The sequence below is a fragment of the Mesorhizobium sp. NPDC059054 genome (genome assembly GCF_042739215.1).
In the GTDB taxonomy this organism is placed as follows: domain Bacteria; phylum Pseudomonadota; class Alphaproteobacteria; order Rhizobiales; family Rhizobiaceae; genus Mesorhizobium.
The window spans coordinates 912,813-937,715 of the sequence record NZ_JBHYHV010000001.1 but is presented as its reverse complement, the minus strand read 5'-3'; the positions used below and the strand labels follow the sequence as shown (position 1 = coordinate 937,715).

Here is a 24,903-nt window from a genome sequence, read left to right as displayed (position 1 = left end):
TACTGATGGAAACCAACCACACAAACGAAAACCTGCTGGAGGCGATCAATCGCATCCGCACTTCCATGTCTGCGCAATCACTGACGCGTGCCAGCGTCATGGCTGAAATCAACAGAAAGTACGTGGAAACAGCGCGTGACGCCATCCTGAACGATCGGCTGGATAAACTTGTCAAAAGTGTTGCCGAGCAGGACTCGCGAGAGAAACGTCGCATTGTTGTCGTTATCGGTGAATCCGGAGCGGGTAAGACCACGATGATCGAGCACAATTGCAAAAGAAGGACCGAATTCCAGCCATATCTCGACGGTCACGGTATCCTCACCAAACCTCTGATTCAATTTAACGCGCCCTCTCCCTGCACGCCGAAGATGATCGCGATTAGGGGCCTACAAACGCTTGGGTATCCTATCGCGTCGGAAATCAAGGAAACCAAAGCCTGGGACCTGTTTCGCCACCAATTGCGGCTACGCAAAGTGATTTTCGTACACATCGATGAAGCCCAGCATGCCGTGATGAACAATGACCTATCTGTCGTCCAGAAGGTCTCCGATTCATTTAAGGATCTTGTGCAGATGCCGGAATGGCCAGTGCGCCTCATTCTTTCCGGCGTTTCTCCGCTCGAGCGGACAGTTTTAGATGATAAGCAAATCCGTTCCAGATCAATGCCCATCACTTTAGCAAGCATTGAAGCCACCCGGGATCTGGAGTTAGTTAAGACGATCGTTGAAACCATCACGAAGACGCACGCGCAGCTTGATCTCGATGATTTCGTCGATTCCGATTTCGTGCGTCGCCTCGTTCATTCCTGCAACGGCAGCTTCGGATCGATTATTCAAACGATCCGCGCGGCGGTGGAAATGGTCTTCGTAGAAGGGAACGGGCGTAAGCGCCTAAAACTCGGCGACTTTGCTAAGGCATATCAGGCATTTTCTGGATGCGTCGCTAGCGAAAACATCTTTACCAAAGCCGATTGGGAGCTCCTGGACCCAGCTACGGCAATCATGCGCGGATCTCAGCCAACAACGTTGAAAGCACGACCGCCTAGGAAGTCTGCATTCAGATATGGAGAGCGTCCATGAGTACGCTCTCCCTGACCGTCCCATTCCACGCCGACCAATCGGTTACCAGCTTTTGTTCGTGTCTTGCTGCAGTCAACGGTATCGCGACCGCCCGCGAATTCTCCAGACACATGGGCTTTAGCTTCCAGAAGATTGTGGATGGCTCGGACCGAGAGATTTCGCAACTGTCCGCTCTCGTTGAGCTTGATGAAGCAGTCTTGGCTCCAGGTGTGATCAAGAAAACTGCTGAGGGCCACGATATCAATAGTCAGGTTCTCACCAACCAGTCTCTGGTTCGGAATCGTTTGCGGTTCTGTCCTCATTGCATTGAGGAAGACTACGCCCGCAACGAAGGGCGACCGGAAGCCCGAAGATATGGACGGAGGAACTGGCTCGTATCGTTCATCCGCACTTGCGAGAAGCATCAAAGCTCACTGGTTGAATCCGATCAGTCATCAGCGGGTTTGTACCATGACTTTTCAGCTATGCTGCGCAACGAAGAACCTAATTTGCGTGAGTTGTCGGAACGCAGTGTTGAACGGCCATTTTCGCAGTTTGAGCGCTACGTCAGCGATCGCTTGGCCGGGATCGAAACAGAGTATTCCTGGTTGGATGGATTGCCGCTCTATGCAGCCTTGCGTATCACGGAGATGATCGGCGCGACGGCTAACCACGGTATTAATTTCGCATCCAAGACGTATACCGACGGGCAATGGTGGGCGAATGCCGAAGCAGGTTTTGCTGTCACCTCACGCGGAGAGGACGAAATTCGCGAGTTCCTGTCATCGCTTCATTGCAACTTCTTTAAAAGACGTTGCGCCATGAAAGGGAACGCTACCTATGGACGGATTTATCAATGGCTTGCGTATGAGACAGCTGACGCCGTCTACGATCCTGTACGTGCCCTGATCCGCGATCACGCCATCAACAATCTGCCGCTCGGCCCGGGTGATGATATGTTCGGACCGATCACTCATCGTCGCTGGCATTCAGTCCAATCGGCTTCGGTCGAATACAAGCTTCATCCTAGACGACTTCGGAAACTCGTTCTCGACGCTGGACTAGCTACAGTTAAATCGGCAGATGCCAGCGACAATCGGATCCTGCTGCCCGCAGATACGATCGCCGACTTTATCAAAACGACCCGTGAAACGATTCCAGCCAAGGATGCCCAGGATTACGTGAATGCACCCCGAATCCAGTTTGCGATCCTCGTCGAAAATGGATACGTGAAAGGACACTGTTCAGGGGCCCAGGACGCTGGCTTCTACGTCCAATTCGCGAAGTCCGAACTCGATCATTTTCTGAAAAGATTGAGAGATGCCGTCACCTATCAGATGGACATTTCGGCGACAATGGTTTCGATCCCAATCGCCACCCGGCGGGCGAACTGCAAAGCGATAGAGATTCTTGACCTTCTTCTGAACGCGAAGCTGAAGCGCGTTGCTTGGGATCCAACCGAACGAGGCTTTATGGCTGTTCGGGTAGACCTAGATGAATGCAAAGAGAAGACCAGGCTTGCCGATCATGGAGGGCTCTCGTTGCAGCTCGTGATGAAAAAGCTCAGCACCACGACCTACGTGCTGACCAATCTGATCGAATGTGGCTATCTCCGAGCCAGTACAGTGGCGAATCCAACTAACCGGTGCCCACAAACTGTCGTTATGCCGGACGATCTCAACGCGTTCATGTTGGAATTCGTATCCTTGACCAACCTGGCAAAAGAACGTGGCGAACATTTCACACGAACCACAAGGTGGTTGAGTACCTTCGGAGTAAAGCCCGCGTTCAATCCGGAAAAGGTCCGGGCTCGATTTTTCCGTCGCTCCGAATTGCCACCAAATTAGTTCCTCCCTACCGCACAACGTTCGGCCCTCGGTTAAAAACCGGGGGCTTTTTGTTGCGTTGTCTGAAATCAATAATCCTGGCCAAACCGATCTACGCTTTGCCGACAACTCGTTTTCTTAGATTCTCAATCATTTCAATAAAATCAACTAGTTATACGATTTTTGGGACAAATAAGATTACTCGTGACAATAATGTTAGAAAACGGCCCGGTCGCAAGATCGGGCCGTTTGTGTTTGACTACGGACAATTTGGCTCGGCCGCTGAAGGAAAGTGCGATGTCAGAAACGACGCCAACATATCGGCCGGCCGCCGATCCGGTCACCGTAACGGCGATGGTTTCTCGTCCCTCAGTTCCGACAGGATGCGCGCCCAGCTGCGTATCCCTTTGCGGAGGCGCTCCACGTCGTAGCGCTCGTTGGGAGCATGAATGGCGTCGTCGGCCAGGATGAAGCCGGTGACGATGCAATCGACGCCAAGACGATCGGTGAGCAGTCCGACCAGCGGAACGGTCCCGCCGGTCCCCTTGATCAGGGTCCGCTCCGTCCATTCGGCGTCAAGCGCCCGCGCGGTGGCCATCAGGTAGGGACTGGCCTCGTTCACGGACACGGCCGCGTTGCCGCCGATTCCCTCGAACTCGACGCTGCAACCGGGTGGCAGGCGGTTCTCGACGAATTTCCTGAAGATCGTTCGGATGTGTTCCGGCCTTTGCTCACCGACGAGGCGAAACGACAGGCGCGCCGAAGCAGATGACGGGAGAACGGACCGTTCCCCAGGGCCCGTATTGCCGGCCACAATGCCATTGAAGTCTATACCCGGACGCCCCCACATCAACTCGACTGTGCCATGTCCACCCTCGTCGGGACCACCTGCGACTGAAACGCCGGCAAGGGCCTCGCCGAGATCAAGGGCTCCCCATTGCTCTCGCAATGTCGTCGGCAAAGGGCTGACGCCATCGTAGAAGCCATCGATGGTCACCCGGCCCTGATCGTCATGGATGGAGGCGAGAACCTTGGCGAGAACACGCAAGGGATTGACTGCCACGTTGCCGAACTGGCCGGAATGGAGGTCGCTGTTCGGCGCAACGATGGTGATCTTTTCGTGCAGCAGTCCCTTGAGGCGCGTCGTTATGGCGGGCCTGGTCGGGGACCACATGTCGCTGTCACTGATATAGGCCACGTCACATGCAAGTTCGTCGCGATATGCGTCGACAAAGGCGGGAAGGCTCGGCGAACCGGTCTCCTCCTCTCCCTCCAACAGGACGGTCACATCGACCGGTATCGCGCCCTCCGTCTCCTTCCACGCACGAAGGGCTTCGATGACAGACCAGACCTGGCTTTTGCTGTCTGACGCGCCGCGCGCATAGATTCGCTTCAAGCCATCCTCGTCCGTGAACTCCGGCTCGAAAGGCGGTGTTGTCCAGGCATCGAGCGGCTCCGCCGGCTGCACATCGTAGTGACCGTAGAGCAGGACCCTAAGGCTCCCGCTTGCCGGCCGCGACGTCCCCATGACCACCGGATGGCCGCTTGTCCTGACAATCCGCGCCTCGAGGCCCAGGCCCTCCAACTCGAACCTGAGCCACTCTGCGCATGCTTCAATTCCGTCCTTGCCGTCCGGCTGGCTGGAGACGGACGGGAAGGCAAGGAACCGCACGAATTTGTCGACAGAGGCAGAGAGGTTGGCGTCCACCTGATCGAGGACCGCGTCGATGCTTTTCATTGTGGCTCCCCGATTGACGGGCATGACGGAAATGGACGGCGTGCCGATTAGAGGACCTTGGAGAGGAAGGCTTGAGTGCGGGCCTCCCGCGCGTTGGTGAGGATGTCCTGCGGCTTGCCGCTCTCGACCACCACGCCGTTGTCCATGAAGATGAGATGATCGGCGACTTCCCTGGCGAACCCGATCTCATGCGTCACCAGCATCATCGTCATGCCGGCGCGCGCCAGATCTTTGATGACGTCGAGCACCTCGCCAACCAGTTCCGGATCGAGCGCGGAGGTGGGCTCGTCGAACAGCATGACCTCCGGGTCCATTGCCAGGGCGCGGGCGATGGCCACGCGCTGCTGCTGGCCACCGGAAAGCTGGTTTGGATAACGATCTCCGAGGCCAGCCAGGCCCACGCGCTCCAGCAGGGCCATCCCGCGCTCCCTCGCCTGCCTTCCGGGCTGACGTCTCACTTGCACCGGTCCCTCGATCACGTTCTGAAGCGCGGTCATGTGCGGAAACAGATTGAAGCGCTGGAAGACCATGCCTGTACGACGGCGCTGTTCGGAAATCTGGCGCTGCGACAGTTCATGCAACCTGCCATCGAGCTCCCGGTATCCCTGAAGAACACCACTCAGGCGGACCTGACCGGCCGAAATCATCTCGAGCTGGTTTATGCAACGCAGCAAGGTGGATTTCCCCGATCCGGACGGGCCGATGGCGACGCAGACCTCGCCTCTGGCGATGCTGAGGTCCACGCCACGCAAGGCGTGAAAATCTCCGTAGAACTTGTGGATGCCAAGAAGTTCAACGGCGGGTGCGACTGATATCCCATGCATCAGTTCGGCCCTCCCTTGACGACGACCACGTCGTGGCCGCGGCCATAATAGCGCTCGAGATAATACTGCCCGACCATCAGCACAGAGGTAATGACCAGATACCACGAGGCGGCGACCAGAAGCAGCGGCACCGGCAGATAGGTGCGGTTGGCGATGGCGTTGGTCGCGAACATCAGGTCAAGGGTGAATGGCACGGCCAGCACCAGCGACGTCATCTTCAGCATGCCGATGGTTTCGTTGCCCGTCGGGGGGATGATGGTCCGCATGGCCTGAGGGATCAGGATCCGGGTCCAGATCTTGGCCTGCGACATGCCGATGGCCTGCGCTGCCTCCGTCTGCCCGCGGTCTATGGCGCGGAAGCCGGCCCTGAATATCTCGGCGAGATATGCGCTCTCGTTGAAGCCCAGTCCGACAATGGCGGCGACCGCCGGAGTGACGATCCAGCGGCTGTCGACACTGATCAGTTCCGGGCCGAAGGGCACGGAAAGCGTAATGCGCGGAAACAGCACCGCGAACAGGCCCCAGAATGCGAGCTGCGTGTAGACCGGCGTTCCCCGAAAGAACCACACCCAACACCAGGCAGCGCTTCTGAGGATGGGATTTCCGCTCTCGCGCATCACAACAAGAGCCAGGGCCAGCGGTATCGCGACCGCCATGGCGACGACGGTCAGCAGCAGCGTCCAGCCGACGCCGCGCATCACGAAGGGCGAGAAGATGTACTCGTAATAGGTACCCCAATGGAAATTGGGATTCGTTGCCACGCCATGCGCAGCCTGCACCGCGAAGATCAGGATAAGAATGACGGCCACCCAGCGCCCCGGATGGCGCCTTGGCACCACCTGGTTGCGAACCACGTCTTCCTTCCGACCGCTGGCCGGATCCGACTGGCGGCGGTCCGCCACCAGTTTGACGTCGTTGCCACCCACCTCAGTGATCCGATGCCGGATTGATCTCGGCTTTCTGAACACCGACCGCGCCCATGCCCCAGGAGTCCAGGATGGCGTTGTAGGTGCCGTCCTTGATCAAGGTCGTCAACGTGTCGGATATGACTTCGGTCAGCGCCGTGTCCTTCTTGGCTATCGCGATGCCATTGAGACCGCGCACATTGAGCTCGTCGCCGACCGGCCGGATGGTTTCCAGCGTCTTGTTGGATTTGAATGCCGCATAAAGCGCCGTGGCACTGCCTGTGATCGTCGCGTCGGCACCGCCGGTGGCCACACGGGTGACGGCTTCTGTCTGCGTCTTGAAAGGCAGAATGGCCATCTCCTTGCCGCCCCCGTCGGTGCATGCCTTGTTGACCTCCATGAGTTTCTCCTCGTGTCGGCTGCCGCTTTGTACCGCGATCTGGCGACCGCAGACGTTCTTCGGATCGAAACCGGTCGGGTTGCCCGCCTTGATCACCCACTCATTGCCCGTCTCGGCATAGGAAACGAAATTGACGACCTTCTTGCGTTCTTCGGTGATCGAGAAAGCCGACATGCCGATGTCGTAGTTGGTGCCCAGCGCCGGCAGGATGGTGGTGAACTGCGCGGTCCGGGATTCGTACTTCAGGCCCAGCCTGGCGGCGATGGCGTTGCCGATGTCGATGTCGATGCCTTCCGGGGTCTGACCGTCGGCACCCGCCAGGTACTCCCATGGCGCATAGTCGTTGTCCGATCCGCCGACGAGCACGCCGGCCTGACGGACCTTGTCAGGCACTCTTGCCGCGAGTTCCTTGTCGACCTCGATACGCGATACATCGAACGCCTGCGCCGAAGCGGCGCAACCCAGCGCCAACAGGGCGAGAAGCGTTGTCCCCGGCGTCGCTACAGTCCAGCTAGACTTTCCAAACATGTAAACTCTCCCATTGTTCTATCCCGGTCACTCTTTTCCGTGACCTTGAAGATTACCGAGGACGGCCCGCTCTCCATCCGGCAGCGCCATATAAGAAGGCATCTTGCATTCCGTCCAATATTGCCTTTCATCGATTCTATTCGTCGAAGTTATCGAGCACGTCAGCCGGCGGCCTTGTGCGGGACAGCCGCAGGTTCCAAGGTCAACGCTGTGAAGAAGCGTTCGAGATCAGCCTTGAGATCGGCCGGATGTTCGACGCCGATATTCAGGCGGAACAGGTAGTCCGGTCCTATCCAGGGTCGCACGGTGCGCAATGCCTTCACCGAGGTCGGAGCAATCAGGCTTTTGGTTCCTCCCCACGAGGCTCCGATGGAGATCAATTCCAGGGCATCGAGCGCAGAAAAGGCCCGATCCGCATGTTGCTCCCTGAGCGTGAACGTGAACACGCCGCAAGCGCCGCTGAAATCGCGTTTCCAGATCCCGTGGCCAGGATTGTCGGGCAGCGCCGGATGGATCACGGTCTCCACGCAGGGATGTTCCGCGAGCCACGCAGCGATCTGCAGCCCGGAAACGCTGGAACGCTGGAGACGAAGCGCCAGCGTTTCGATGCCGCGAGCAGCGAGCGCGCAGTCGTCGGGTGAAGTGCCGACCCCCAACCGTCCGAAGGCAGCCTTGAGCTTCAAGCCCAGGGTATCGTCCCTGGCCGTCACCGAACCCAGGATGAGATCGGAGTGGCCCGAAAAATGTTTGCTGAGGGCTTCCACCACGACATCCACGCCATGGCGCAATGGCTTGAAGTTGAGCGGCGAAGCCCAGGTGTTGTCGCAGCCAACGAGAGCTCCCCTGGCATGCGCCATTCTGACGATCGCCGGGATGTCCTGCATTTCCAGGGTGACGGAGCCTGGAGACTCGGTCCAGACCAGCCGCGTCCGGGAATTGATGAGTCCCTCAAGCTCCTGCAGGTCGAGGGGATCATAGAAGACCGCCTCTATCCCAAGCGCCGAGAGCTCATGCGTGGCAAAATCGCGTACGGGGCCATAGACGGTATCGGGTATCAGGATCCTTTCGCCCGACTCTACGAGAGCGAGCATGGCACAGGTGACCGCGGCCTGCCCGGAAGGTGCCAGCACGGTGCGGGCGCCTTCTTCGAGTTCCGTGATCTTCTTCTCGAGATAGCGGTGCGTGGGCGTGCCATAGAGCCCATAGACATATCCGTCCGCGTCGCGCTCGAAGCGAGCGGCAAAGGATGCCGCGTTCGGATAGCGGATCGTCGAGGCACGGTGAATCGGCACGGTCAGGCTGTCATAGCCAGTCAGGCTGACAGAGACCTTCGATACCGACCTTGTCTCATCATGCATGCCACTCGTCTCCTGTTGAGCCAGAGTTGACACGCATGGGTGTATTCTGTCCAATATCAAAGTATCGGTATTCAATTCTGTTTGGTTATAGACTCCATGGATGTTCGGTTGATCGAAACCTATCAGGCCGTCATGACCTACGGCACCACCTCTCGGGCCGCTGAGATTCTCGGCATGTCCCAACCTGCGGTCAGCAAGGCGATCATGGCGCTGGAGCGCTCCATCGGGTTCAGGCTTTTCGACAGGGAAAAAGGGCGAATGATCCCTTCGGCCGAGGGCCAGCTTTTCTTCCGCGAGGTTCAGATATCGCTGGCAGGCCTGGCCAAGCTGCGAAGTGCCGCGGCCCGCATTCGCGACTATGGCTCGGGCGACATCCGTGTGGCTTGCCTGTCGGCCTTCAGCACGAATTTGCTGCCGAGCGCCATAGCCAGGTTCCGCCAGCGGAATCCCAAGGTTGCGGTCTCGTTCTATGTGAGCGGGTCGTCCTCCATCCGTGACATGATCGCTGCGAATCAGCTCGACATCGCGATCACCGCGGACGAGATCGACACCAACGGCCTGGAAGCGATCCCGTTTGCGGAAATCCCTGCGACTCTGGCCATTCCTCCTGGGCATCCGCTGGCACAGAAGGACGTCGTGCATCCCGCCGATCTTGATCGCCTGCCCTTTGTCGCACTGGCACCCGAGGACACGACCCGCCACGAAGCCGAAGCCATATTCGCGAAGTATGGCGTGGCACCCCAGGTGGTCGTGGAGACCGCTTATTCGTCCACCGTCTGTGCATTGGTTCTGGCTGGGCTGGGCTGCGGCATCGTCGATCCCGTGACGGCCACGGGTTACATCGAACGTGGCGTCACGTTGCGGCCTTTGGTGCCATCCGTCAGCTTTCGAACACTTATGCTGTTTCCCAACCAGAAAAGGTCGAGAATCGTCGCCGAAATGGCCGACGCGTTGACGAAAGAACGGTCAAAACTCGCCGACGCGCGTCGAAATTAGCGAGAGAGTTGCCCCTGTCGAAGCTCCCGTCTTACACTCCGTAAGAACCTTTGATCGCGCAAATGTTGACCTCGGGGGCTCAGTCCCGATGATGCGCACCCGTGGGGGCGTAGTCGAAGGGATGATAATGACCTCCAAACCCCGCCTTCTTGCAGCGCTAGGAATCGTGACATTTGCGCTTGCCGCATGCAGCCAGACGGATTCGCAAACCACGCAGACGCCATCCGCCACAGTCGCACCTCCGCCGAGCACGATGACTACGCCAGCACCAACGGCGACGCCACAACCGGCACCGGTGCAATAAGAGCCCGTCTCAATCGGAACCCCGCCATCGGCGGGGTTTTCGTTTCAAGGGTGTGGCGAACAACCGGCGCACCCTCGACCTCAATTTCCTGATCGCCCTCCCCTGACAGGCGTCGATCCGCCGGCAAGGTCAGCGCCGAATTTCATCCGCGCTGTGTAATGCCGTTCATAGATGACGCTTTTGCTGCCCTGCATTGTCCCCCGCGCGGCCAGACGTGGACCACGGTCCCCGCCCCCAACACCAAGTCAGCGCGTATGCCGCTCGCGGTAGGAGGTTCCGATGAAACTGAATGCCAAACTGCTCGCCATTATCGGCAAACGCTTTCCCGCCATTTATGACGTCATCCCGCGAGGACCGCAGGGCTGGCTGTCGCATGTCGCGCTCAACCCGCAACCATTACCGCCGGGGCATCTGGGCGCAGCCGTGGCAGCCGAGTTCATCCGGTCTGCCTGGCTGGCCGACAGAGGGGCCCTCGATCTGAAACAGGTTTTCGATGATCTCGACGACTGGTGCCCGACGCGGCCGAAAAAGATCAAGCTTCCTCCGTGGCTGGGCCCTGTCCCGGAGCCGGAACCGCATCCCGAATGGCTCGTCGAGTTCCACCTCGGCTTTGCTGCCCGGATCGCGGTCAGTGTTTCGGAATTCGGTGACACATCCCTTGGCCAATCCCTCAACAAGGCGATCGACCGATCCCTGGGCGTGATCGAGACCGCGAATATCTGAACGTGACGACAAGACCAGCGGACCGGCCTTGCGGCCGGTCCGCATAGTCGATCTAAAACTGCGCTACATCTCATCCCATTGCGGTAAGCGCCCGCGGCGCGCCACCAGCCCGATCTGGTCGCGATAGAGGCCAAGATCGGCCAGCGCCTTGTCGTCAAGTCCGGAAAGGCTCTTGCGGGTGCGGTGCACCGCGCGCCAGCGCCGTATCGAGGCTGCGAAGCCGGCGCCAACAGCGACCAGCCCGGCAGCCCAGGCGCCTTGTCCTTTCAGTCTGCCCTGCGCTCGAAGGGTCCATCTGAACAGGCCCCTGTTCTGTGTGCTCGCGAAATTCATGATCGCCTCTTTTGTAGAGCATCGATCGTTGCGCAAAGGCCGACCTTTCCGCCGAACCAGGGTTCGGCGGCTGGTTTCTTGCCGCGCGTGATCGATTTCATACCGATGTTACCGCGATCGGCATTTTCGTGTTATCGTCATATCGCCGACTTATGTTTGCGAACCGCCAGATGATCCATCCGGACAACCACATCCATCCCGATCTCAGCCTGACGGCAGATCAGGACTATCCGGCAGCAATCGTCGGCTATGACGGCGCGATCCAGAAAGGCACGCATTACGACCGGCATCATCATCGCCGCGCGCAGCTCTTCCACATCGTCTCGGGTGCGGTCACCGTGGAAACCGAGCGTGGCACCTTCGTGGCGCCGCCGGAGCGGGCGGTCTGGATACCATGCGATGTCGACCACGCTGTGACCTACCTGCAGGACACCGCGCAGCGTTTCTTGTTCTTCCGCCCGGAAGCGGTGGAACATCTGCCAATCGTGCCCGCGGTCATCCGCCTGTCGCCATTGCTGCGTGAGTTGATCGTGGCCTTCCTGGGATATGACCGAGAGGCAGCAATTAAAGGCCCGGCGGCGCGCATCGGCGCCGTCATCCTCGACCAGCTGGCAACGGAGCCTGCGGCACCACTGCATTTGCCGATGCCTGTTTCCACCCGCCTGCGCCGCGCTGTCGGCGCGCTTGCCGCCGACCCATCATTGACAGAGAGCCTCACCGAGATCGCGAGGAAGGCCGCACTCTCCGAGCGGTCTTTCGAACGCCATTTCCGCGCCGAAACAGACATGAGCTTTCGCGCCTGGCGACAGCAGGCCAGGCTCATGAAAGCCGTGGAATGGCTGTCGCTCGGCCTGCCTGTCGGCGAGATCGCGGAGCGGTTGGGTTATGAGCAGCCGAGCGCTTTTGTCGCTGGTTTCCGCAAGGCCTTCGGCGTTACGCCCGGACGCTATTTCGATGACGGGTCATAAATCGAGATTCATGCACCCAGATTCCGGCCTCTCCGCCGCGCGGCATCAGGAAATCGGTTCTGGGCGGCCAAAATACGATGCCCTTATTCCGCCGCCACCTTGTCCTGCGTGTTCGTCTCGAAGTCGCTGGCATCGTGGCGCTCGCGCAGTTGGCCGGCCGGATCGCCGGAAACGCGGTTGACCATGCGCCCCCGCTTCACAGCCGGTCGCGCATAGAGCTGGTCGGCCCAGCGCAGCACATTCTTGTATTCATGCACGGCAAGGAATTCGGCTGCGCCATAGTTCCAGCCCTTCACCATGCCGCCGTACCACGGCCAGATCGCCATGTCGGCGATAGTGTATTCGCTGCCCGCCACATATTCGGTTTCAGCCAGTTGTCGTTCGAGCACGTGCAGTTGCCGCTTCGTCTCCATGGCGTAGCGGTCGATCGCATATTCGATCTTCTCCGGCGCATAGGCGTAGAAATGACCGAAACCGCCACCGACGAAAGGCGTTGCCCCCATCTGCCAGAACAGCCAGGACAATGTCTCGGCGCGCGCGGGCTGTTCGGTCGGCAGGAACGCGCCGAACTTCTCGGCCAGGTAGACGAGGATGGCGCCGGACTCGAACACCCGAATCGGCTCCTTGCCGCTGCGGTCCACCAGCGCCGGGATCTTTGAATTGGGATTGACGTCGACGAAACCGGAACCGAACTGTTCGCCGTCGATCTTGATCAGCCAGGCATCGTACTCGGCGCCGCCGTGGCCGGCTGCCAGCAACTCCTCGAGCATCACCGTTACTTTTACCCCGTTGGGGGTGCCTAGCGAATAAAGCTGCAGCGGATGCTTGCCGATGGGCAGTTCCTTGTCGTGCGTCGGTCCGGCGATCGGCCGGTTGGTGCTTGCGAAGGCACCGCCATTGGCCTTGTTCCAGGTCCAGACTTTCGGCGGCGTGTATGCGGATTGTTCTGACATCGTCGGGCTCCCATCGGATCGGCGGATGGCAGACCGATGAGCAGCCATCCTCGCGGATCAGTTACATAAGCGCCGAAGAAGACCTTTGACAGGCAGACTTTGTTCCAAAACCAAGCCGGTCTGCGCAACGGTTTTCTTCATTGGGCAGCCTATGCAGTTGCAGCGTTTCGGTTACATCGCCTGGCTTCTCCTGTCAGGGACAGTCGAACCACCGACCCTGATGTTTTCTTGACCTGCACCGGACAAATCCCCAATCGAATTTTGATGCCGGCGAGGCCTATTGAGCAAAGATCTCCAGATGGCCGACGCAGCATTGGATCGCTGCGGCCCCGGCCAGAATGCCGTGACCTTGCCCATGCTCAAACCCGTCTCCCAGTTCCGGTTTCTGACCAGAACAAACGCCATACCGACCGAGTATTTCATCCTCGCCAATCTGCGGTCGGACGGTCCGGTGGTTGGGCATCTTGCGGGCAAGCCGATCCGCGAGGCCGTCATCGATCAGGATGGAAAACGCTATCGATTCACCGGTGTCATGCCACGCACCCGCGCCGGCAGATTCGCCGTGGAAAATCTTCGCCCCGGCGAATGGATCGTCCAACCAGGTTTGATCTACACACTGGAAGAACCGCTGGCCCTCCGCGCCTGAATCCACTCACGCTTATGTGCACGAACAGGGGGGAACCTGCGCACGCCCCCAGCAGTTTTGCCGATGATCGTCGCCGCCTTGGCTCGACAAGGGCTGGTGACGCGCGGGAGGCCAGGATGCGTGCTGCGTTGGTATTCGGATTGCTGCTGACGACGGTCTCGCCTGCATTCGCGAATATGGGACTTGGATTTGGCTGGGGACCGACGAAGCAATGCTTCGACCCCAACTCGCCGCCGATAACCGTTGCCGACGTCCCCCAGGGGACAGTGACGCTGCGCTTCAAGCTGACGGACCTCGATGCGGCCGATTTCAACCACGGTGGCGGCGATGTCGCGTTCAACGGTCAGGAAACGCTGCCTTATGGCGCCTTCACCTATAAAGGCCCCTGCCCGCCCGATCCGTCTCAACCGCATCACTATCAGCTCTCGTTGCAGGCGCTCGATGCCAGCGGCACGCTTCTGAGCACTGCCAAGGCCGAAAGAAGCTTTCCCTGAAGCCGCAATTCGCCGGGGCGCTGCCGGCCCGTCCCCGTTCTCTCACGACACAGGGAACAATACCGCGCCGGCATAGTTGAGAAACCGAACCGAAAGGAGAGGTCTCTTGATGGATGTGACGGCGCTTGCCACTGACTATGATGAAACCCTTGCAGAAGAAGGCCTGGTCTCGGCGACAACTTTTGCCTCGCTGCAGAAACTGAAAGAAAGCCACCGCAAACTCATCCTGGTGTCCGGCCGGCAATTGCCCGATCTCAAGCAGGTTTTCCCCAAGCTCGGCATTTTCGACAGGGTCGTGGCGGAGAACGGCGCTGTCCTGCATGATCCGGCGACAGAAGAGCAGCGGCTGCTTGCTCCCGCTCCTCCGCCGGCCTTCGTCGAAAGCTTGCGGAAGCGCGGCGTCGATCCGCTGCTTGTCGGCCGATCCGTGATCGGCACGCTGGTTCCGAACGAAATGATCGTCCTCGATGAAATCCGGCGCCAAGGCCTCGAACTCGAAATCATCTTCAACAAGGGTGCGGTCATGGTGCTGCCAAGTGGCATCAACAAGGCGACCGGCCTGATGGCAGCGTTGGACGAGCTCGGTCTGCCGGTCGACGGCGTCGTGGCGATCGGCGATGCCGAAAACGACCATGATTTCCTGCGCAGGGCAGGCTTCGGTGCTGCAGTTGCCAACGCACTGCCCAGCCTCAAGAAAACAGCGGATCGAGTAACCCTCGCCCCCGCGGGGGACGGTGTCGCGGAAATCATCGACGATATCCTGCGTGGCGATATCGCGATCGCGGATGCATCGAAAAACGATGTCGCGATTGGAAAAATAGCCAGAGGCTGATTGCCACTCGGCGGGGCCGCTTTGCGACGTCCAACAAGCCGGCATCAGCGCCTGCGGCGCAAATCCTGGCATCCCGGCGCTGCATTTCTGTCGGAACGATCCCCGCGCTGATGCATTTGGATTTTCATCACCGACCCATAGGAGGACTGCCGGGCCATGAAAATTGCCCATGTCGCACCGCTTTTCGAGTCCGTTCCCCCACAGCTCTACGGCGGTACCGAGCGCATCATTTCCTACCTCACCGAAGCGCTTGTCGAACTCGGCCACGAGGTGACCCTGTTTGCGGCCGGCGATGCGAAAACCTCGGCAACACTCGTGCCGGGACGTGAGCGGGCACTGAGGCTCGATCCTCAGCCGCTCAAATCGGAAATCGCCGCCCATCTGTCCATGCTGCACGATGTCAGGGCGCGAGCCGACGAGTTCGACGTCATCCATTTCCACATCAGCCACTTCCAGCATTTTCCGTTCTTCAACGACATGCCGGAGCGCACCGTGACGACGCCGCACGGCAGGCTGGACTATGCGGATCTGGCTCCCGCCTATGCGCGTTTTTCGCAGTTCCCGATGATCTCGATCTCGCAAAGCCAGAAAACCGCCCTGCCCGATGCCAACTGGCTCGCCACCATCCATCACGGCATCCCGCCGCAACTCTATACGCTCGATTCAGAGGCCGGCGCGAATGGGACCTATCTGGCTTTCCTCGGCAGGCTCTCGCGGGACAAACGACCGGATCGGGCCATCGAGATCGCCCGCCGCACCGGGCTCAAGCTGAAGCTGGCGGCCAAGATCGGCGACGGCGATCGTGCCTACTTCCATGAAGTTGTCGAGCCGCTGATCGACGGCGATCAGATCGAATATGTCGGTGAAATCCCGGAGCGCAGCAAAAACGAATTTCTCGGCAATGCAGCAGGCTTGCTGTTTCCCATCGATTGGCCCGAGCCGTTCGGGCTGGCGGTCATCGAAGCAATGGCCTGTGGCACGCCGGTGATGGCGTGGAGCTGCGGTGCCATGCCGGAAGTCATCGATTATGGCGTCACCGGGATTCTGGTGGAGAGCATGGAGGATGCGATCACCACCATGCCGGATTTGTTGTCGCTTGACCGGCGTCGCGTCCGCGCCACCTTCGAGGAGCGCTTTTCAGCATCACGCATGGCGCGAGACTACGTGGCCGCCTATCGGCGGTTGCTCGGCTCTCCGGCAGCGACCGCACGCCGCGCTTCCAATCAAGAAAACCTCCTCGGAGCGTTCCATTGAACACAGTACCGCTCGACGAGCACAAGCTCGATCCGGCCATTGCCCTGGCTTCGCTGGATGAGGCGGCGCCGAGAGAGCCGCACCGCCTGTACGCCTTGAAGCATGGCGACAGTTTTGCCGTTGCCGACGCCTATGGCGACATACGTGGTGTCGGTGACGGGTTCTTCCGCGACGACATGCGCATGCTGTCGGAGTTTCGCCTGACAGTGGGCGGACGCTCGACCTCCCTGCTTGGAGCCTCGCTCAGCCAGGATAACGTGCTCTTTTCCACCAACCTGACGAATCTGCCGATGAAAGCCATTGACGGCAAGGAGATCCGTCAAGGAGCGATCCATATCGAACGGGTACGGCTGATCTGGGAAGACAGGCTCTACGAGCGACTGACGCTTTCCAACTATGGTCAGGAACAGTCCGCTGTCATGTTGTCGCTCAGGTTTGCCGCCGATTTTCGCGACATGTTCGAAGTTCGGGGATCGATCCGGCAAAAGCGCGGCACCGCGCATCTCGCTGAGGCCGGGCAGAATTCCATCGTTCTGCGCTATCAGGGTCTCGACGATGTCGAGCGCGTCTCGGCGATCTCGTTCTCGCAGATGCCGGACCAGTTGATGCCGGATCAGGCAGATTTCTTCCTGACGATCGCGAAGCGCGGCAAGCAGACACTGTACGTGGAAGTCGGGACCGATGTTGCGGCACCGGACCGCGAACGGTTTCGGGCGGCCGCTGCCCGCGCCCGTTTCGCCATGCGCGCCAAACGCCGCCATGGCGCGACGGTTCACAGTTCAGGCCGGGTGTTCAACGACTGGACCAGCCGTGCGCGCGCCGACGTCGCGCTTCTGACCACGGAACTCGAAACCGGGCCCTATCCTTATGCCGGCATCCCGTGGTTCTCGACGGCCTTCGGCCGCGACGGCGTGGTGTCGGCATTGCAGATGCTTTGGCTCAATCCTGGCTTGGCCCGCGGTGTGCTGGCCTTTCTTGCTCAGCACCAGGCCACGGAGACATCGCCATTCAGCGATGCCCAGCCGGGCAAGATCATGCACGAGACCCGCAAGGGCGAAATGGTGGCACTCAGCGAGTTGCCCTTCGGCCGCTACTATGGCGGCGTCGACACGACACCGCTCTATATCCTGCTCGCCTGCTCATATGCCGACAGAACCGGCGACATGGACTTCATAGACCGGCTGTGGCCCTCGCTGCGCGCCGCCGCCGACTGGATGATCGAAGCGTCCCAGACCTCGGGTTTCGTGACCTATCAGCGGGCCGCCGCCTCCGGCCTCGCCAATCAGGGGTGGAAGGACAGTTTCGATTCGGTCTTCCATGCGGACGGGCGTATTCCCAAGGGCCCGATCGCCTTGGTGGAGGTGCAAGGATACGTCTTTGCGGCGCTGCAAGGATTGGCGGGGCTTGCCGAGCGTCGCGATGAACAGGAACAGGCGGCGGAATGGAACCATCTCGCACAGGCCCTCCGCGAACGGGTGGAGGAGCGGTTCTGGATGGACGACCTCGATTACTATGCCCTTGCCCTGGATGGCGATGGCGAGCCATGCCGGGTGCGCACGTCCAACGCAGGACACCTGCTCTATGTCGGGCTTCCGAGTGCGGAACGAGCTGCAAAGGTGGCCGACCAACTGCTGTCGGCTTCCTTCCATTCCGGTTGGGGTCTGCGAACGCTGGCCGACGATGCGGTGTTTTTCAATCCGATGTCCTATCATAACGGATCGATCTGGCCGCATGATACCGCGATCTGCACCGCGGGGCTTGCCCGCTACGGCGTCCGGGATGACGTGGTGCGGCTCACCAGCGGCACGTTCGAGGCAGCGGTGCATTTCAACATGCGGCTGCCCGAGCTTTTCTGCGGCTTTACGCGCGCCCCTGGCGAAGCCCCGATCGCCTATCCGGTTGCCTGCCTGCCGCAGGCGTGGTCGGCGGGAGCGGCTTTCATGCTGATGCAGGCCTGTCTCGGCCTGCGTGTGGATGGATGGACGGGTTCAATCGAAGTGACCAGTCCTCGCCTGCCCATCGGCATCGACAACCTGATGGTTCGTCATATCCAGGTTGGAACAGTCGCGGTGGATTTGACCTTTCAACGCGTCGGCGACCGCATTGGCGCATTCCTCGCCGATCAGCATGAAGGGCTCGTGCCACTGGTCGTGCGCAGTTGAAAATCGGAACCAACGTGCCAGAGCCGCGTTGGCACCGTACCTGCCAGGCAGGCAATTTTTTCTCGAAGCATTGGAGGTGCAACCGACTGACGGGTCGGAAGCTGAACCATTGATGACACCAAGCGATTTTGTTCATTCGCTTCCAGCCCTGTGGCTTGCGGTTCTAGCGACCTTTTGTCTGGCGGGAGTGGCCCTTGCGGCGGCCTTGATACGACCCTGGAGGTCCAGACCGGCCTCTCCTGTCCCTGAAACAAACCCCGACGCGATGCGAACGCTGCTGCGGGAGTTCGAAAAAAACGGCCATTCGGCCGATGCGGCCCTGGTCAAATGGTCACCGGACACGCTGCGCAAAATTCTCGCCACCGAGTTACCTGACGCACAAGTGATCGTCGTTTCCAACCGCGAGCCTTACATCCACAACCTCAAGGACGATGAGGTCGAGTTGGTTGTCCCGGCCAGCGGGCTGGTCTCGGCGCTTGAGCCGATCACGCGCGCCTGCACGGGCACCTGGATCGCCTATGGCGGCGGCTCGGCAGACCACCTCACCGTGGACGAACACGATCGTGTGGCGGTACCGCCTGATGACCCAACCTACACGCTTCGCCGTGTCTGGCTGAGCGAAGAAGAACATGCGGGCTATTATCTGGGCTTTGCCAATGAGGGACTCTGGCCGCTCTGCCACATCGCCTTCACACGTCCGAACTTCCGGACGGCGGACTGGGAGACCTACGAGACCGTCAACCGTAAGTTCGCCGATGCCGTCGTTGCCGAAGCCCGCAACGAACGGCCGATCGTGCTTGTCCAGGATTACCATTTCGCGCTCCTGCCCCGCATGCTGCGGGAACAACTGCCGGAGGCGATCATCATCACCTTCTGGCACATTCCGTGGCCGAACTCCGAGGTCTTCAGCATCTGTCCCTGGCGTGAACGCATTCTGGACGGGTTGCTCGGCAGCTCCATCATCGGCTTCCACACCCAGTTCCACTGCAACAATTTCATAGAGAGCGTCGACCGTTTCCTGGAAACCCGCATCGAACGCGAGGACGCCGCAATTTCCTACCAGGGACAAACCAGCCTGGTTCACGCCTATCCGATTTCGATCGAATGGCCACCGGCGCAATTGGGTAAGGTCCCGGCCGTCGCGCAGTGCCGCGACCGCATCCGTGGACAGCTTGGCATTGCCGACGGGGTAAAGCTGTGCGTGGGCGTGGAGAGGCTCGACTACACGAAGGGGATCATCGATCGCTTCCGCGCATTGGGCGAGCTGTTCAGCCGGCATCCCGAATGGATCGGCAAGGTAACCTTCCTGCAGATCGCGGCGCCGAGCCGCGGCACCTTGCCGGACTATGAAAGGCTGCATCGCGAATGCGAGCGTTGCGCCGAAGAAATCAATCAGCGCTACGGTCACGACGGCTACACACCCGTGCTGTTCGTGGCGGAACATCATACGCAGCGGCAGGTCTATGAAATCTACCGCGCGGCCGATGTCTGCATGGTCACGAGTCTCCACGATGGCATGAACCTTGTCGCCAAGGAGTTCGTCGCGGCACGCGACGACGAACAGGGCGTGTTGATACTTTCCATGTTCGCTGGCGCCTCAAAGGAATTGCTGGAGGCACTGATCGTCAACCCGTTCGACGCTGCGACGATGGGAGAAACGCTGCTCTATGCGCTGACGATGGGTTCCGACGAACAGCAATATCGGATGCAACGCATGCGCGAGATCGTGCGCGACAACAATGTCTACCGCTGGGCCGGCAGCATGCTCCTGGACGCTGCACGGCTGCGCAAGCGCGCCGAAGTCGAACTCGGCGGAATCGCCGAACCCGTCGAAACCAGCTCGATCGAAACCAGCAATGTCGTCAGCCTGCCGGAGCGATGGCGGGCAATGACATGACCTTCCCGCGTGATCCATCAGGAGAGATGCTGCAGATCAAAGGAGCGATCCAATGTCACATACAGCCAGCCGGTTCGCACAGATGACCCGTTGGGTACGACATCTCAAAACGCGTTACAGGAGACAACGACGAAAAGCATCGACGCCGGAAGACGCCGATGCCCAATGGCGCGAGATGGCCGAAAACGACCTCTACGGCGCGAATACGCCGGACTATACCCACGTACCCAAGGAAAGCGCGCGGAGCGATCATCCCGTCAGCCCGAAGCCGAGCCAATAGCCGCGTTGCGGGGTTGATTGCCAGGTGACAGCCAATCAACCGCGAGCCGTCTGCGCCGCCATGGCAGCACATGCGCCCTGCCTGCTGGATCGGGCAAGGACGACAGACACCGAAAGCCTAGCCATAACCATGCAAAAGTCCTCAGGTCCGTTCGCGAACCTGCAGTCCATCTCCTGGAAAAGGCGGTTCGATCGCTCAGGCAGGCCGATCGTCAGGCACAGCTGTGGTGCCCATCTTCAACGTCCAATCCGGCATCGAGCCAATCAGGAAAACCATGCTCCAAACGGCGTGCAACCCAGCCATGGGCGTGCAGGATCGCCAGTGCGTCGGCCGACAGTACGCAGCGGGCACCTCCACAATAGGCAACGACAAGCTTGTCACGCGGTAGCTCGGCAAGTCGCGGTTCGAGTTCCTCGACCGGAATGTTGATCGCACCTGGCAGGCGACCCGCTGCGAACTCATCCACCGGCCGCACATCGAGCAGCACAATGGAATCTTCGCGCATGCGGCGCAGGAGTTCTTCGCGCGAAATTTTCTCCAGCCGATCGGACGAACTGGCTGAACCGCCCTCAATCAAGTCACGCAGCTGTGCGTTGTTGTGTTCCGCGACGCTACGCAAGGCGGCCAGCACCATCTCGATCGGTCCGCTTGCCAGGCGGTAGAGCACCCGCTTGCCGTCCCGCCTGGTCTGCACAAGTCCGGCGCGTTTCAAGTGCTGCAAATGCTGGGAGGTATTGGCAACGCCAAGTCCGGTCAATTCCGTCAGCCGCTCGACCGCTTTCTCGCCCTCGGCAATGTGATTGAGCAGGATGAGGCGATGAGCATGCCCGAGTGTACGGGCGATGTCGGCCGACAGGTCGAAGATGGGATGATGGGTGTCACTATCTGTCATGATTACCTCTTACCATCGCTCAATCATTCAATCAATCTATTGAATGGTAATCCATCCTGCTTTATGTAGCCGACAGCACGGTACCGGGAGCGGACAATGAGCAGTGGTTTGGATTTTGCCATGCGAGCCATCGCGATCGGCGTGGGCGCGACAGCGGTGATGGATTTGTGGGCGCTGTTCCTGAAACGTGTCTTCGGCATTCCTTCCCTTGACTATGCCTGGGTCGGGCGTTGGATCGGATATTTCCAGCAGGGGCGCTTTGTGCATGCGAACATTGGACAGGCTGCCACTGTTCGGGGTGAAGCTGTCGTGGGATGGGGCGCGCACTATGCCATCGGCATTGTCTTCGCCGCCCTGCTGATGACGCTTTCGGGAACCGGCTGGATTCAAAACCCGACGCCCTTGCCGGCATTGGCAGTCGGTCTTGTCACAGTCGTCGCACCTTTCTTCGTGATGCAACCGGCCTTCGGCTTTGGCATCGCGGCTTCGCGCACGCCCAAGCCGGCCGTCGCGCGCCTGCGCAGCCTGATGGCGCATTTCTCCTTCGGGGTCGGGCTTTACCTTTCTGCTCTGCTGCTGGCTTCGGTTTAAGCCTAAGCTGCGTCGATTCCCCCGCCGGCGATCCGCTGGGCGGATGTCACGTGCGGGCGAGAGGAATGATGAAAATTCTGGCAATCTGCGGCAGCCTGCGCGCAAACTCTTCCAACCTTGCCGTCCTCCAGGCAGCAAAACTGCTCGCGCCGCAAATGACGGAGATCATTCTCTTCGACGGACTGGAGGCGCTGCCGTATTTCAATCCGGACCTGGATACGGAAACGCCTCCTCCGCCAGTGCTGAAGCTGCGTGAAGCGGTGGGCAGCGCCGACGGTCTGCTCATATGCAGCCCCGAATATGCGCGCGGCGTCGCCGGCGTCATGAAGAATGCGCTGGACTGGCTGGTCAGCTGCTTCGAATTTCCGGACAAGCCCGTTGCCGTCATCAACGCCTCGCAGAGGTCGACGCATGCTGACGCGGCCTTGCGGCTAACGCTGGAGACGATGTCGGCACGCCTGATCGAAGAAGCGTCGATCACCTTGGCCTTGCTGGGGCGTGGTCTCGATGCGGCCGGAATTGCCCAAGATCCGGAGCTTTCATCTCAACTGCGAATGGCGCTTCACCATATGGAGCGCTTCGTCATCCGCTCAGCCGACGAGCTGCGGTCGGAATGAAGCCGCGTGGGTTTGTCGGCACTCGGGCAATCAACCGACCAGTTTTCGCTGATACCCAGCGGCGCTTTCAAAATCGAAGAACTTCTGGATGGCAAGCGCGGACGCTCCACGCAACCAGACATCATTGTCCCAATCCACTTCCAATGGCGGCGGCGTTCCGAAGGAGTTCTCCTTTATCGCCCTGGCGAGAGGATCGATCAGCGCCTTGCCGAAACGGACCGCTTCACCACCCACGATGACGACTTCTGGATCGACAAGGTCGATCATACTCACCAGCCGCTCGCCGATTTCGTGTCCGACCTTGCCGAGATAGACTACCGCCAGCGGATCGCCATTGGCGGCCGCTTCCTGCAAATCGTTGCCCGGCCCTTTGCCTCGCAGCTCCTGCCATCCCCTTATGATCCCGGGCTCCGAAAGGCGCTGATTCCAGCTCAGCCGATCGTTCGTCACCCAATTACCCTTGTCGTGGCGCAGGAAGCCGATCTCACCCGCCGCAAAGCGGGCGCCGCGATGAATCTGACCATTGAAGATCAGCGCAGCCCCGACACCAGAGCTTATGACAAGCACCAGTGCTGATCCACGCGTGCGCCCGTACCCGAACAGTTGCTGGGCGATCGCAAAAGCGTTGACGTCATTGTCCACCCACACCGGGACGCTGGTGCGTGCCGCTATCAGTTCAGCAATCGGCACATGGTCCCAGCCGAAGTCATGAAATTCAAGGCAAAGCCCCTGGTTCACATCGATCAGCCCCGGCATCGCGACACCGATGCCGACAAGCTTATTCGAATTGCTGTTCTGCTTTTGCAGCAGCGCTGCCACGCCGTTCTCCACCGCAGCAGCGACGGTTGCGGGATCGTAGCTGGATAACGGCACCTTGCATGTGCCGATCGGCTGAGTGGATAGATCCGTCAGTGTACCTTCTACCCCGTCGGGCGTAAGCTTGAAGCCGACTGACCAGTGTTGCCGATAATCGATATTGAGGGGGATCGGCTTGCGCCCGCCGGTGCTTTGCATCCCCTTCCCCTCAACGAGCATACCTTCGTTGATGAGTTCTGCGGTGACTCCGGTCACCGCCGCAGGGCTGAGCCCAGTCATGGCGGAGATTTCAACGCGGCTGAGCCCACCCTCGCGGCGCAGGCAATTGAGAATCAGCCGCCGGTTCAATGCCCGTGTCGTGCTTTGATCGCCCTTGAGAGTCACGGCCAGCTTCTTTAATTCAATTACTTAATCTGAAGTTGGCGCATGATGCGCATGCCGACAAACCAGATCAAGTCCCATCGCAGTCTGTCAGAGACGATTATTGCCGCGATGGCACAATCCCACGAGGCGTCACACCGAAACGGCGCTTGAACGCCGTCGCGAAATTGGCGGGACTTGTGTAACCGGCAATGTCGCTTGCCCCTTGTACGGTCACCTCGCCAGCCTGCAAGGCGAGGAAGGCACGTTCCAGGCGGCGGTCGCGGATGTATTCGAACACACTGGCTCCCTCCGCCAGGCGGAAAAGGCGCTGCAGGCCGCTGGCGCTGATGCCGGCGGCCCGGGCGATCACCTCCACACTCAGTGAACCGCCCGGGCGGCTGTCGATAAGCTCCTTTGCACGCTGCAGCCGAACAATATCCTGGCGAGCCATACCGTCGCCGGACGAGAGCTTGCGTCCCGACTGTGTAACAGCAGCGAGCGTCTCGAGGATGATCTCGATCGCACGCCCCTCCAGATACAACTTATGCAGCGCGGGCGAGAGACCCGAAGGCGCCATGACCTGCTGAACGAGATCGATGACACGCGGCGTCAATGTCCAGGCGTGATGCGCCAGATGATCCTTCAGGAACCGGCCCGCCAGCCGGGCGTCCTGCATCTCCTCAAGCCCGTCGCGGTCGAACCATTCAGGGGTAGCCGAAACAACAAGATGACGCACATGCTGGCGGCCACGAGAGACACGCCGGAAACTTTCGGAATTGACGCTCATGATGGCGCTACCCCGCATGGCGCTTTTTGGATCTCCCTTGAACTCGAAATGCCGGTCACCAATGTCGAGATCGACCTGCCCGTCGAGGAAGATGATGCAGGACAAGCCTTCCTTGAGATGGGACGTTACTGTGAACATGCGCTCTTCCACGACATCGCCGCCATGGAGAAAAAGGCCGCTTCTCAGCTCCTGATGCAGCAGCCTGCCCTCGATCAGCGTGTCTTCGGCAGCAAGGCGATCGTCGGGACTGTCGAGCACGACCCCGTCCCTGGCCATGAAATCGCGAACGCGCATCCGCTTGCCCAGCGCTGAAGAGCTTGTTTCCCTATCGGTTTGCGCCACCGTCGACATCTCTTTC

24 protein-coding genes are annotated in these 24,903 nt (G+C 59.9%); 14 read left to right on the top strand and 10 right to left on the bottom strand.

The genetic code is table 11. The features are described from left to right. The first annotated feature begins 5 nt into the window (after positions 1 to 5). Positions 6 to 1,079 (top strand): TniB family NTP-binding protein, encoded by a 1,074-nt coding sequence (locus ACFWXH_RS04520; protein ID WP_379117891.1) that lies wholly within the window; start codon positions 6 to 8, stop codon positions 1,077 to 1,079. Continuing rightward, positions 1,076 to 2,905 (top strand): TniQ family protein, encoded by a 1,830-nt coding sequence (locus ACFWXH_RS04515; RefSeq protein WP_379117889.1) that lies wholly within the window; start codon positions 1,076 to 1,078, stop codon positions 2,903 to 2,905. Before ACFWXH_RS04520 ends, ACFWXH_RS04515 begins: the two co-directional genes overlap by 4 nt. A gap of 319 nt (positions 2,906 to 3,224) precedes the next feature. Here the strand turns inward: ACFWXH_RS04515 and ACFWXH_RS04510 are convergent, their stop codons facing one another. The 5 genes from ACFWXH_RS04510 to metC form a co-directional block, all read right to left on the bottom strand. Beyond that, positions 3,225 to 4,622 (bottom strand): M20/M25/M40 family metallo-hydrolase, encoded by a 1,398-nt coding sequence (locus ACFWXH_RS04510; RefSeq protein ID WP_379117887.1) that lies wholly within the window; start codon positions 4,620 to 4,622, stop codon positions 3,225 to 3,227. 47 nt (positions 4,623 to 4,669) lie between these two features. Continuing rightward, positions 4,670 to 5,446, bottom strand: a complete 777-nt coding sequence (locus ACFWXH_RS04505; RefSeq protein ID WP_379117885.1) for an amino acid ABC transporter ATP-binding protein — start codon at positions 5,444 to 5,446, stop codon at positions 4,670 to 4,672. Then, a complete protein-coding gene (locus tag ACFWXH_RS04500; RefSeq protein WP_379117883.1) occupies positions 5,446 to 6,372 on the bottom strand; it encodes an amino acid ABC transporter permease in 927 nt (308 codons plus the stop codon). Before ACFWXH_RS04500 ends, ACFWXH_RS04505 begins: the two co-directional genes overlap by 1 nt. Before the next feature lies 1 nt (position 6,373). Then, complete coding sequence (locus ACFWXH_RS04495; RefSeq protein ID WP_379117881.1) at positions 6,374 to 7,279, bottom strand: ABC transporter substrate-binding protein; 906 nt, start codon at positions 7,277 to 7,279, stop codon at positions 6,374 to 6,376. A 161-nt stretch (positions 7,280 to 7,440) separates the two neighbouring features. Further along, entirely contained in the window at positions 7,441 to 8,637 is a 1,197-nt protein-coding gene (gene metC / locus ACFWXH_RS04490; protein WP_379117879.1) for a cystathionine beta-lyase, read from the bottom strand. A 108-nt stretch (positions 8,638 to 8,745) separates the two neighbouring features. Here metC and ACFWXH_RS04485 point away from each other — a divergent pair, with 108 nt between their 5' ends. Both ACFWXH_RS04485 and ACFWXH_RS04480 read left to right on the top strand, forming a co-directional pair. Beyond that, complete coding sequence (locus ACFWXH_RS04485) at positions 8,746 to 9,633, top strand: LysR substrate-binding domain-containing protein (RefSeq protein WP_379117877.1); 888 nt, start codon at positions 8,746 to 8,748, stop codon at positions 9,631 to 9,633. Positions 9,634 to 10,216: 583 nt separating this feature from the next. Continuing rightward, positions 10,217 to 10,660: a hypothetical protein gene (locus ACFWXH_RS04480; protein WP_379117875.1), complete on the top strand. Its 444-nt coding sequence runs from the start codon at positions 10,217 to 10,219 to the stop codon at positions 10,658 to 10,660. Positions 10,661 to 10,723: 63 nt separating this feature from the next. On the opposite strand, the gene ACFWXH_RS04475 is transcribed toward ACFWXH_RS04480, so the two are convergent. Next, the gene (locus tag ACFWXH_RS04475) at positions 10,724 to 10,993 is read right to left on the bottom strand and encodes a DUF1127 domain-containing protein (protein ID WP_379117873.1); all 270 of its coding nucleotides are present in this window, start codon (positions 10,991 to 10,993) and stop codon (positions 10,724 to 10,726) included. A 170-nt stretch (positions 10,994 to 11,163) separates the two neighbouring features. Between ACFWXH_RS04475 and ACFWXH_RS04470 the strand changes: the two genes are divergently transcribed. Beyond that, complete coding sequence (locus ACFWXH_RS04470; protein WP_379117871.1) at positions 11,164 to 11,961, top strand: AraC family transcriptional regulator; 798 nt, start codon at positions 11,164 to 11,166, stop codon at positions 11,959 to 11,961. 83 nt (positions 11,962 to 12,044) lie between these two features. Here the strand turns inward: ACFWXH_RS04470 and yghU are convergent, their stop codons facing one another. Further along, positions 12,045 to 12,914: a glutathione-dependent disulfide-bond oxidoreductase gene (gene yghU, locus ACFWXH_RS04465; protein WP_379117869.1), complete on the bottom strand. Its 870-nt coding sequence runs from the start codon at positions 12,912 to 12,914 to the stop codon at positions 12,045 to 12,047. Positions 12,915 to 13,212: 298 nt separating this feature from the next. Here yghU and ACFWXH_RS04460 point away from each other — a divergent pair, with 298 nt between their 5' ends. The 7 genes from ACFWXH_RS04460 to ACFWXH_RS04430 all read left to right on the top strand — a co-directional run bounded on the left by ACFWXH_RS04460 (position 13,213) and on the right by ACFWXH_RS04430 (position 20,479). After that, positions 13,213 to 13,560 carry a hypothetical protein gene (locus ACFWXH_RS04460; RefSeq protein ID WP_379117868.1) on the top strand — a complete coding sequence of 116 codons (348 nt, stop codon included), beginning with the start codon at positions 13,213 to 13,215 and terminating at the stop codon, positions 13,558 to 13,560. Positions 13,561 to 13,676: 116 nt separating this feature from the next. Further along, positions 13,677 to 14,054: a phospholipid-binding protein gene (locus ACFWXH_RS04455; protein WP_379117866.1), complete on the top strand. Its 378-nt coding sequence runs from the start codon at positions 13,677 to 13,679 to the stop codon at positions 14,052 to 14,054. 109 nt (positions 14,055 to 14,163) lie between these two features. Continuing rightward, the gene (locus tag ACFWXH_RS04450) at positions 14,164 to 14,886 is read left to right on the top strand and encodes an HAD family hydrolase (RefSeq protein ID WP_379118962.1); all 723 of its coding nucleotides are present in this window, start codon (positions 14,164 to 14,166) and stop codon (positions 14,884 to 14,886) included. A 156-nt stretch (positions 14,887 to 15,042) separates the two neighbouring features. Continuing rightward, positions 15,043 to 16,140: a glycosyltransferase family 4 protein gene (locus ACFWXH_RS04445; protein WP_379117864.1), complete on the top strand. Its 1,098-nt coding sequence runs from the start codon at positions 15,043 to 15,045 to the stop codon at positions 16,138 to 16,140. After that, complete coding sequence (locus tag ACFWXH_RS04440; protein ID WP_379117862.1) at positions 16,137 to 18,302, top strand: glycogen debranching N-terminal domain-containing protein; 2,166 nt, start codon at positions 16,137 to 16,139, stop codon at positions 18,300 to 18,302. Before ACFWXH_RS04445 ends, ACFWXH_RS04440 begins: the two co-directional genes overlap by 4 nt. 265 nt (positions 18,303 to 18,567) lie before the next feature. Further along, a complete protein-coding gene (locus tag ACFWXH_RS04435) occupies positions 18,568 to 20,199 on the top strand; it encodes a trehalose-6-phosphate synthase (RefSeq protein ID WP_379117860.1) in 1,632 nt (543 codons plus the stop codon). A gap of 52 nt (positions 20,200 to 20,251) precedes the next feature. Next, positions 20,252 to 20,479 carry a hypothetical protein gene (locus ACFWXH_RS04430; protein WP_379117858.1) on the top strand — a complete coding sequence of 76 codons (228 nt, stop codon included), beginning with the start codon at positions 20,252 to 20,254 and terminating at the stop codon, positions 20,477 to 20,479. Positions 20,480 to 20,690: 211 nt separating this feature from the next. Here the strand turns inward: ACFWXH_RS04430 and ACFWXH_RS04425 are convergent, their stop codons facing one another. Further along, the gene (locus ACFWXH_RS04425) at positions 20,691 to 21,371 is read right to left on the bottom strand and encodes an ArsR/SmtB family transcription factor (protein WP_379117856.1); all 681 of its coding nucleotides are present in this window, start codon (positions 21,369 to 21,371) and stop codon (positions 20,691 to 20,693) included. A gap of 96 nt (positions 21,372 to 21,467) precedes the next feature. Between ACFWXH_RS04425 and ACFWXH_RS04420 the strand changes: the two genes are divergently transcribed. Both ACFWXH_RS04420 and ACFWXH_RS04415 read left to right on the top strand, forming a co-directional pair. Next, positions 21,468 to 21,962 (top strand): DUF2938 domain-containing protein, encoded by a 495-nt coding sequence (locus tag ACFWXH_RS04420; RefSeq protein WP_379117854.1) that lies wholly within the window; start codon positions 21,468 to 21,470, stop codon positions 21,960 to 21,962. A 65-nt stretch (positions 21,963 to 22,027) separates the two neighbouring features. Continuing rightward, on the top strand, positions 22,028 to 22,579 hold the full coding sequence (locus ACFWXH_RS04415; RefSeq protein WP_379117852.1) for an NADPH-dependent FMN reductase: 552 nt from the start codon (positions 22,028 to 22,030) through the stop codon (positions 22,577 to 22,579). 30 nt (positions 22,580 to 22,609) lie between these two features. Here ACFWXH_RS04415 and ACFWXH_RS04410 read toward each other — a convergent pair whose 3' ends face one another. Together ACFWXH_RS04410 and ACFWXH_RS04405 are read right to left on the bottom strand one after the other, a co-directional pair. Beyond that, a complete protein-coding gene (locus ACFWXH_RS04410; RefSeq protein ID WP_379117850.1) occupies positions 22,610 to 23,779 on the bottom strand; it encodes an ROK family protein in 1,170 nt (389 codons plus the stop codon). A gap of 97 nt (positions 23,780 to 23,876) precedes the next feature. Continuing rightward, complete coding sequence (locus ACFWXH_RS04405) at positions 23,877 to 24,839, bottom strand: helix-turn-helix transcriptional regulator (protein ID WP_379117848.1); 963 nt, start codon at positions 24,837 to 24,839, stop codon at positions 23,877 to 23,879. Positions 24,840 to 24,903 lie beyond the last annotated feature (64 nt).

Bases quoted from the DNA above. Each gene is read 5' to 3' on its own strand.
- yghU (WP_379117869.1), bottom strand. From the start codon at position 12,914: ATGTCAGAACAATCCGCATACACGCCGCCGAAAGTCTGGACCTGGAAC.
- ACFWXH_RS04460 (WP_379117868.1), top strand. From the start codon at position 13,213: ATGGCCGACGCAGCATTGGATCGCTGCGGCCCCGGCCAGAATGCCGTG.
- ACFWXH_RS04480 (WP_379117875.1), top strand. From the start codon at position 10,217: ATGAAACTGAATGCCAAACTGCTCGCCATTATCGGCAAACGCTTTCCC.
- ACFWXH_RS04475 (WP_379117873.1), bottom strand. From the start codon at position 10,993: ATGAATTTCGCGAGCACACAGAACAGGGGCCTGTTCAGATGGACCCTT.
- ACFWXH_RS04510 (WP_379117887.1), bottom strand. From the start codon at position 4,622: ATGAAAAGCATCGACGCGGTCCTCGATCAGGTGGACGCCAACCTCTCT.
- ACFWXH_RS04520 (WP_379117891.1), top strand. From the start codon at position 6: ATGGAAACCAACCACACAAACGAAAACCTGCTGGAGGCGATCAATCGC.
- ACFWXH_RS04470 (WP_379117871.1), top strand. From the start codon at position 11,164: ATGATCCATCCGGACAACCACATCCATCCCGATCTCAGCCTGACGGCA.
- ACFWXH_RS04450 (WP_379118962.1), top strand. From the start codon at position 14,164: ATGGATGTGACGGCGCTTGCCACTGACTATGATGAAACCCTTGCAGAA.
- ACFWXH_RS04455 (WP_379117866.1), top strand. From the start codon at position 13,677: ATGCGTGCTGCGTTGGTATTCGGATTGCTGCTGACGACGGTCTCGCCT.
- ACFWXH_RS04515 (WP_379117889.1), top strand. From the start codon at position 1,076: ATGAGTACGCTCTCCCTGACCGTCCCATTCCACGCCGACCAATCGGTT.
- ACFWXH_RS04425 (WP_379117856.1), bottom strand. From the start codon at position 21,371: ATGACAGATAGTGACACCCATCATCCCATCTTCGACCTGTCGGCCGAC.
- ACFWXH_RS04505 (WP_379117885.1), bottom strand. From the start codon at position 5,446: ATGCATGGGATATCAGTCGCACCCGCCGTTGAACTTCTTGGCATCCAC.
- ACFWXH_RS04445 (WP_379117864.1), top strand. From the start codon at position 15,043: ATGAAAATTGCCCATGTCGCACCGCTTTTCGAGTCCGTTCCCCCACAG.
- ACFWXH_RS04435 (WP_379117860.1), top strand. From the start codon at position 18,568: ATGCGAACGCTGCTGCGGGAGTTCGAAAAAAACGGCCATTCGGCCGAT.
- ACFWXH_RS04405 (WP_379117848.1), bottom strand. From the start codon at position 24,839: ATGCGCGTTCGCGATTTCATGGCCAGGGACGGGGTCGTGCTCGACAGT.
- ACFWXH_RS04495 (WP_379117881.1), bottom strand. From the start codon at position 7,279: ATGTTTGGAAAGTCTAGCTGGACTGTAGCGACGCCGGGGACAACGCTT.
- metC (WP_379117879.1), bottom strand. From the start codon at position 8,637: ATGCATGATGAGACAAGGTCGGTATCGAAGGTCTCTGTCAGCCTGACT.
- ACFWXH_RS04430 (WP_379117858.1), top strand. From the start codon at position 20,252: ATGTCACATACAGCCAGCCGGTTCGCACAGATGACCCGTTGGGTACGA.
- ACFWXH_RS04415 (WP_379117852.1), top strand. From the start codon at position 22,028: ATGATGAAAATTCTGGCAATCTGCGGCAGCCTGCGCGCAAACTCTTCC.
- ACFWXH_RS04420 (WP_379117854.1), top strand. From the start codon at position 21,468: ATGAGCAGTGGTTTGGATTTTGCCATGCGAGCCATCGCGATCGGCGTG.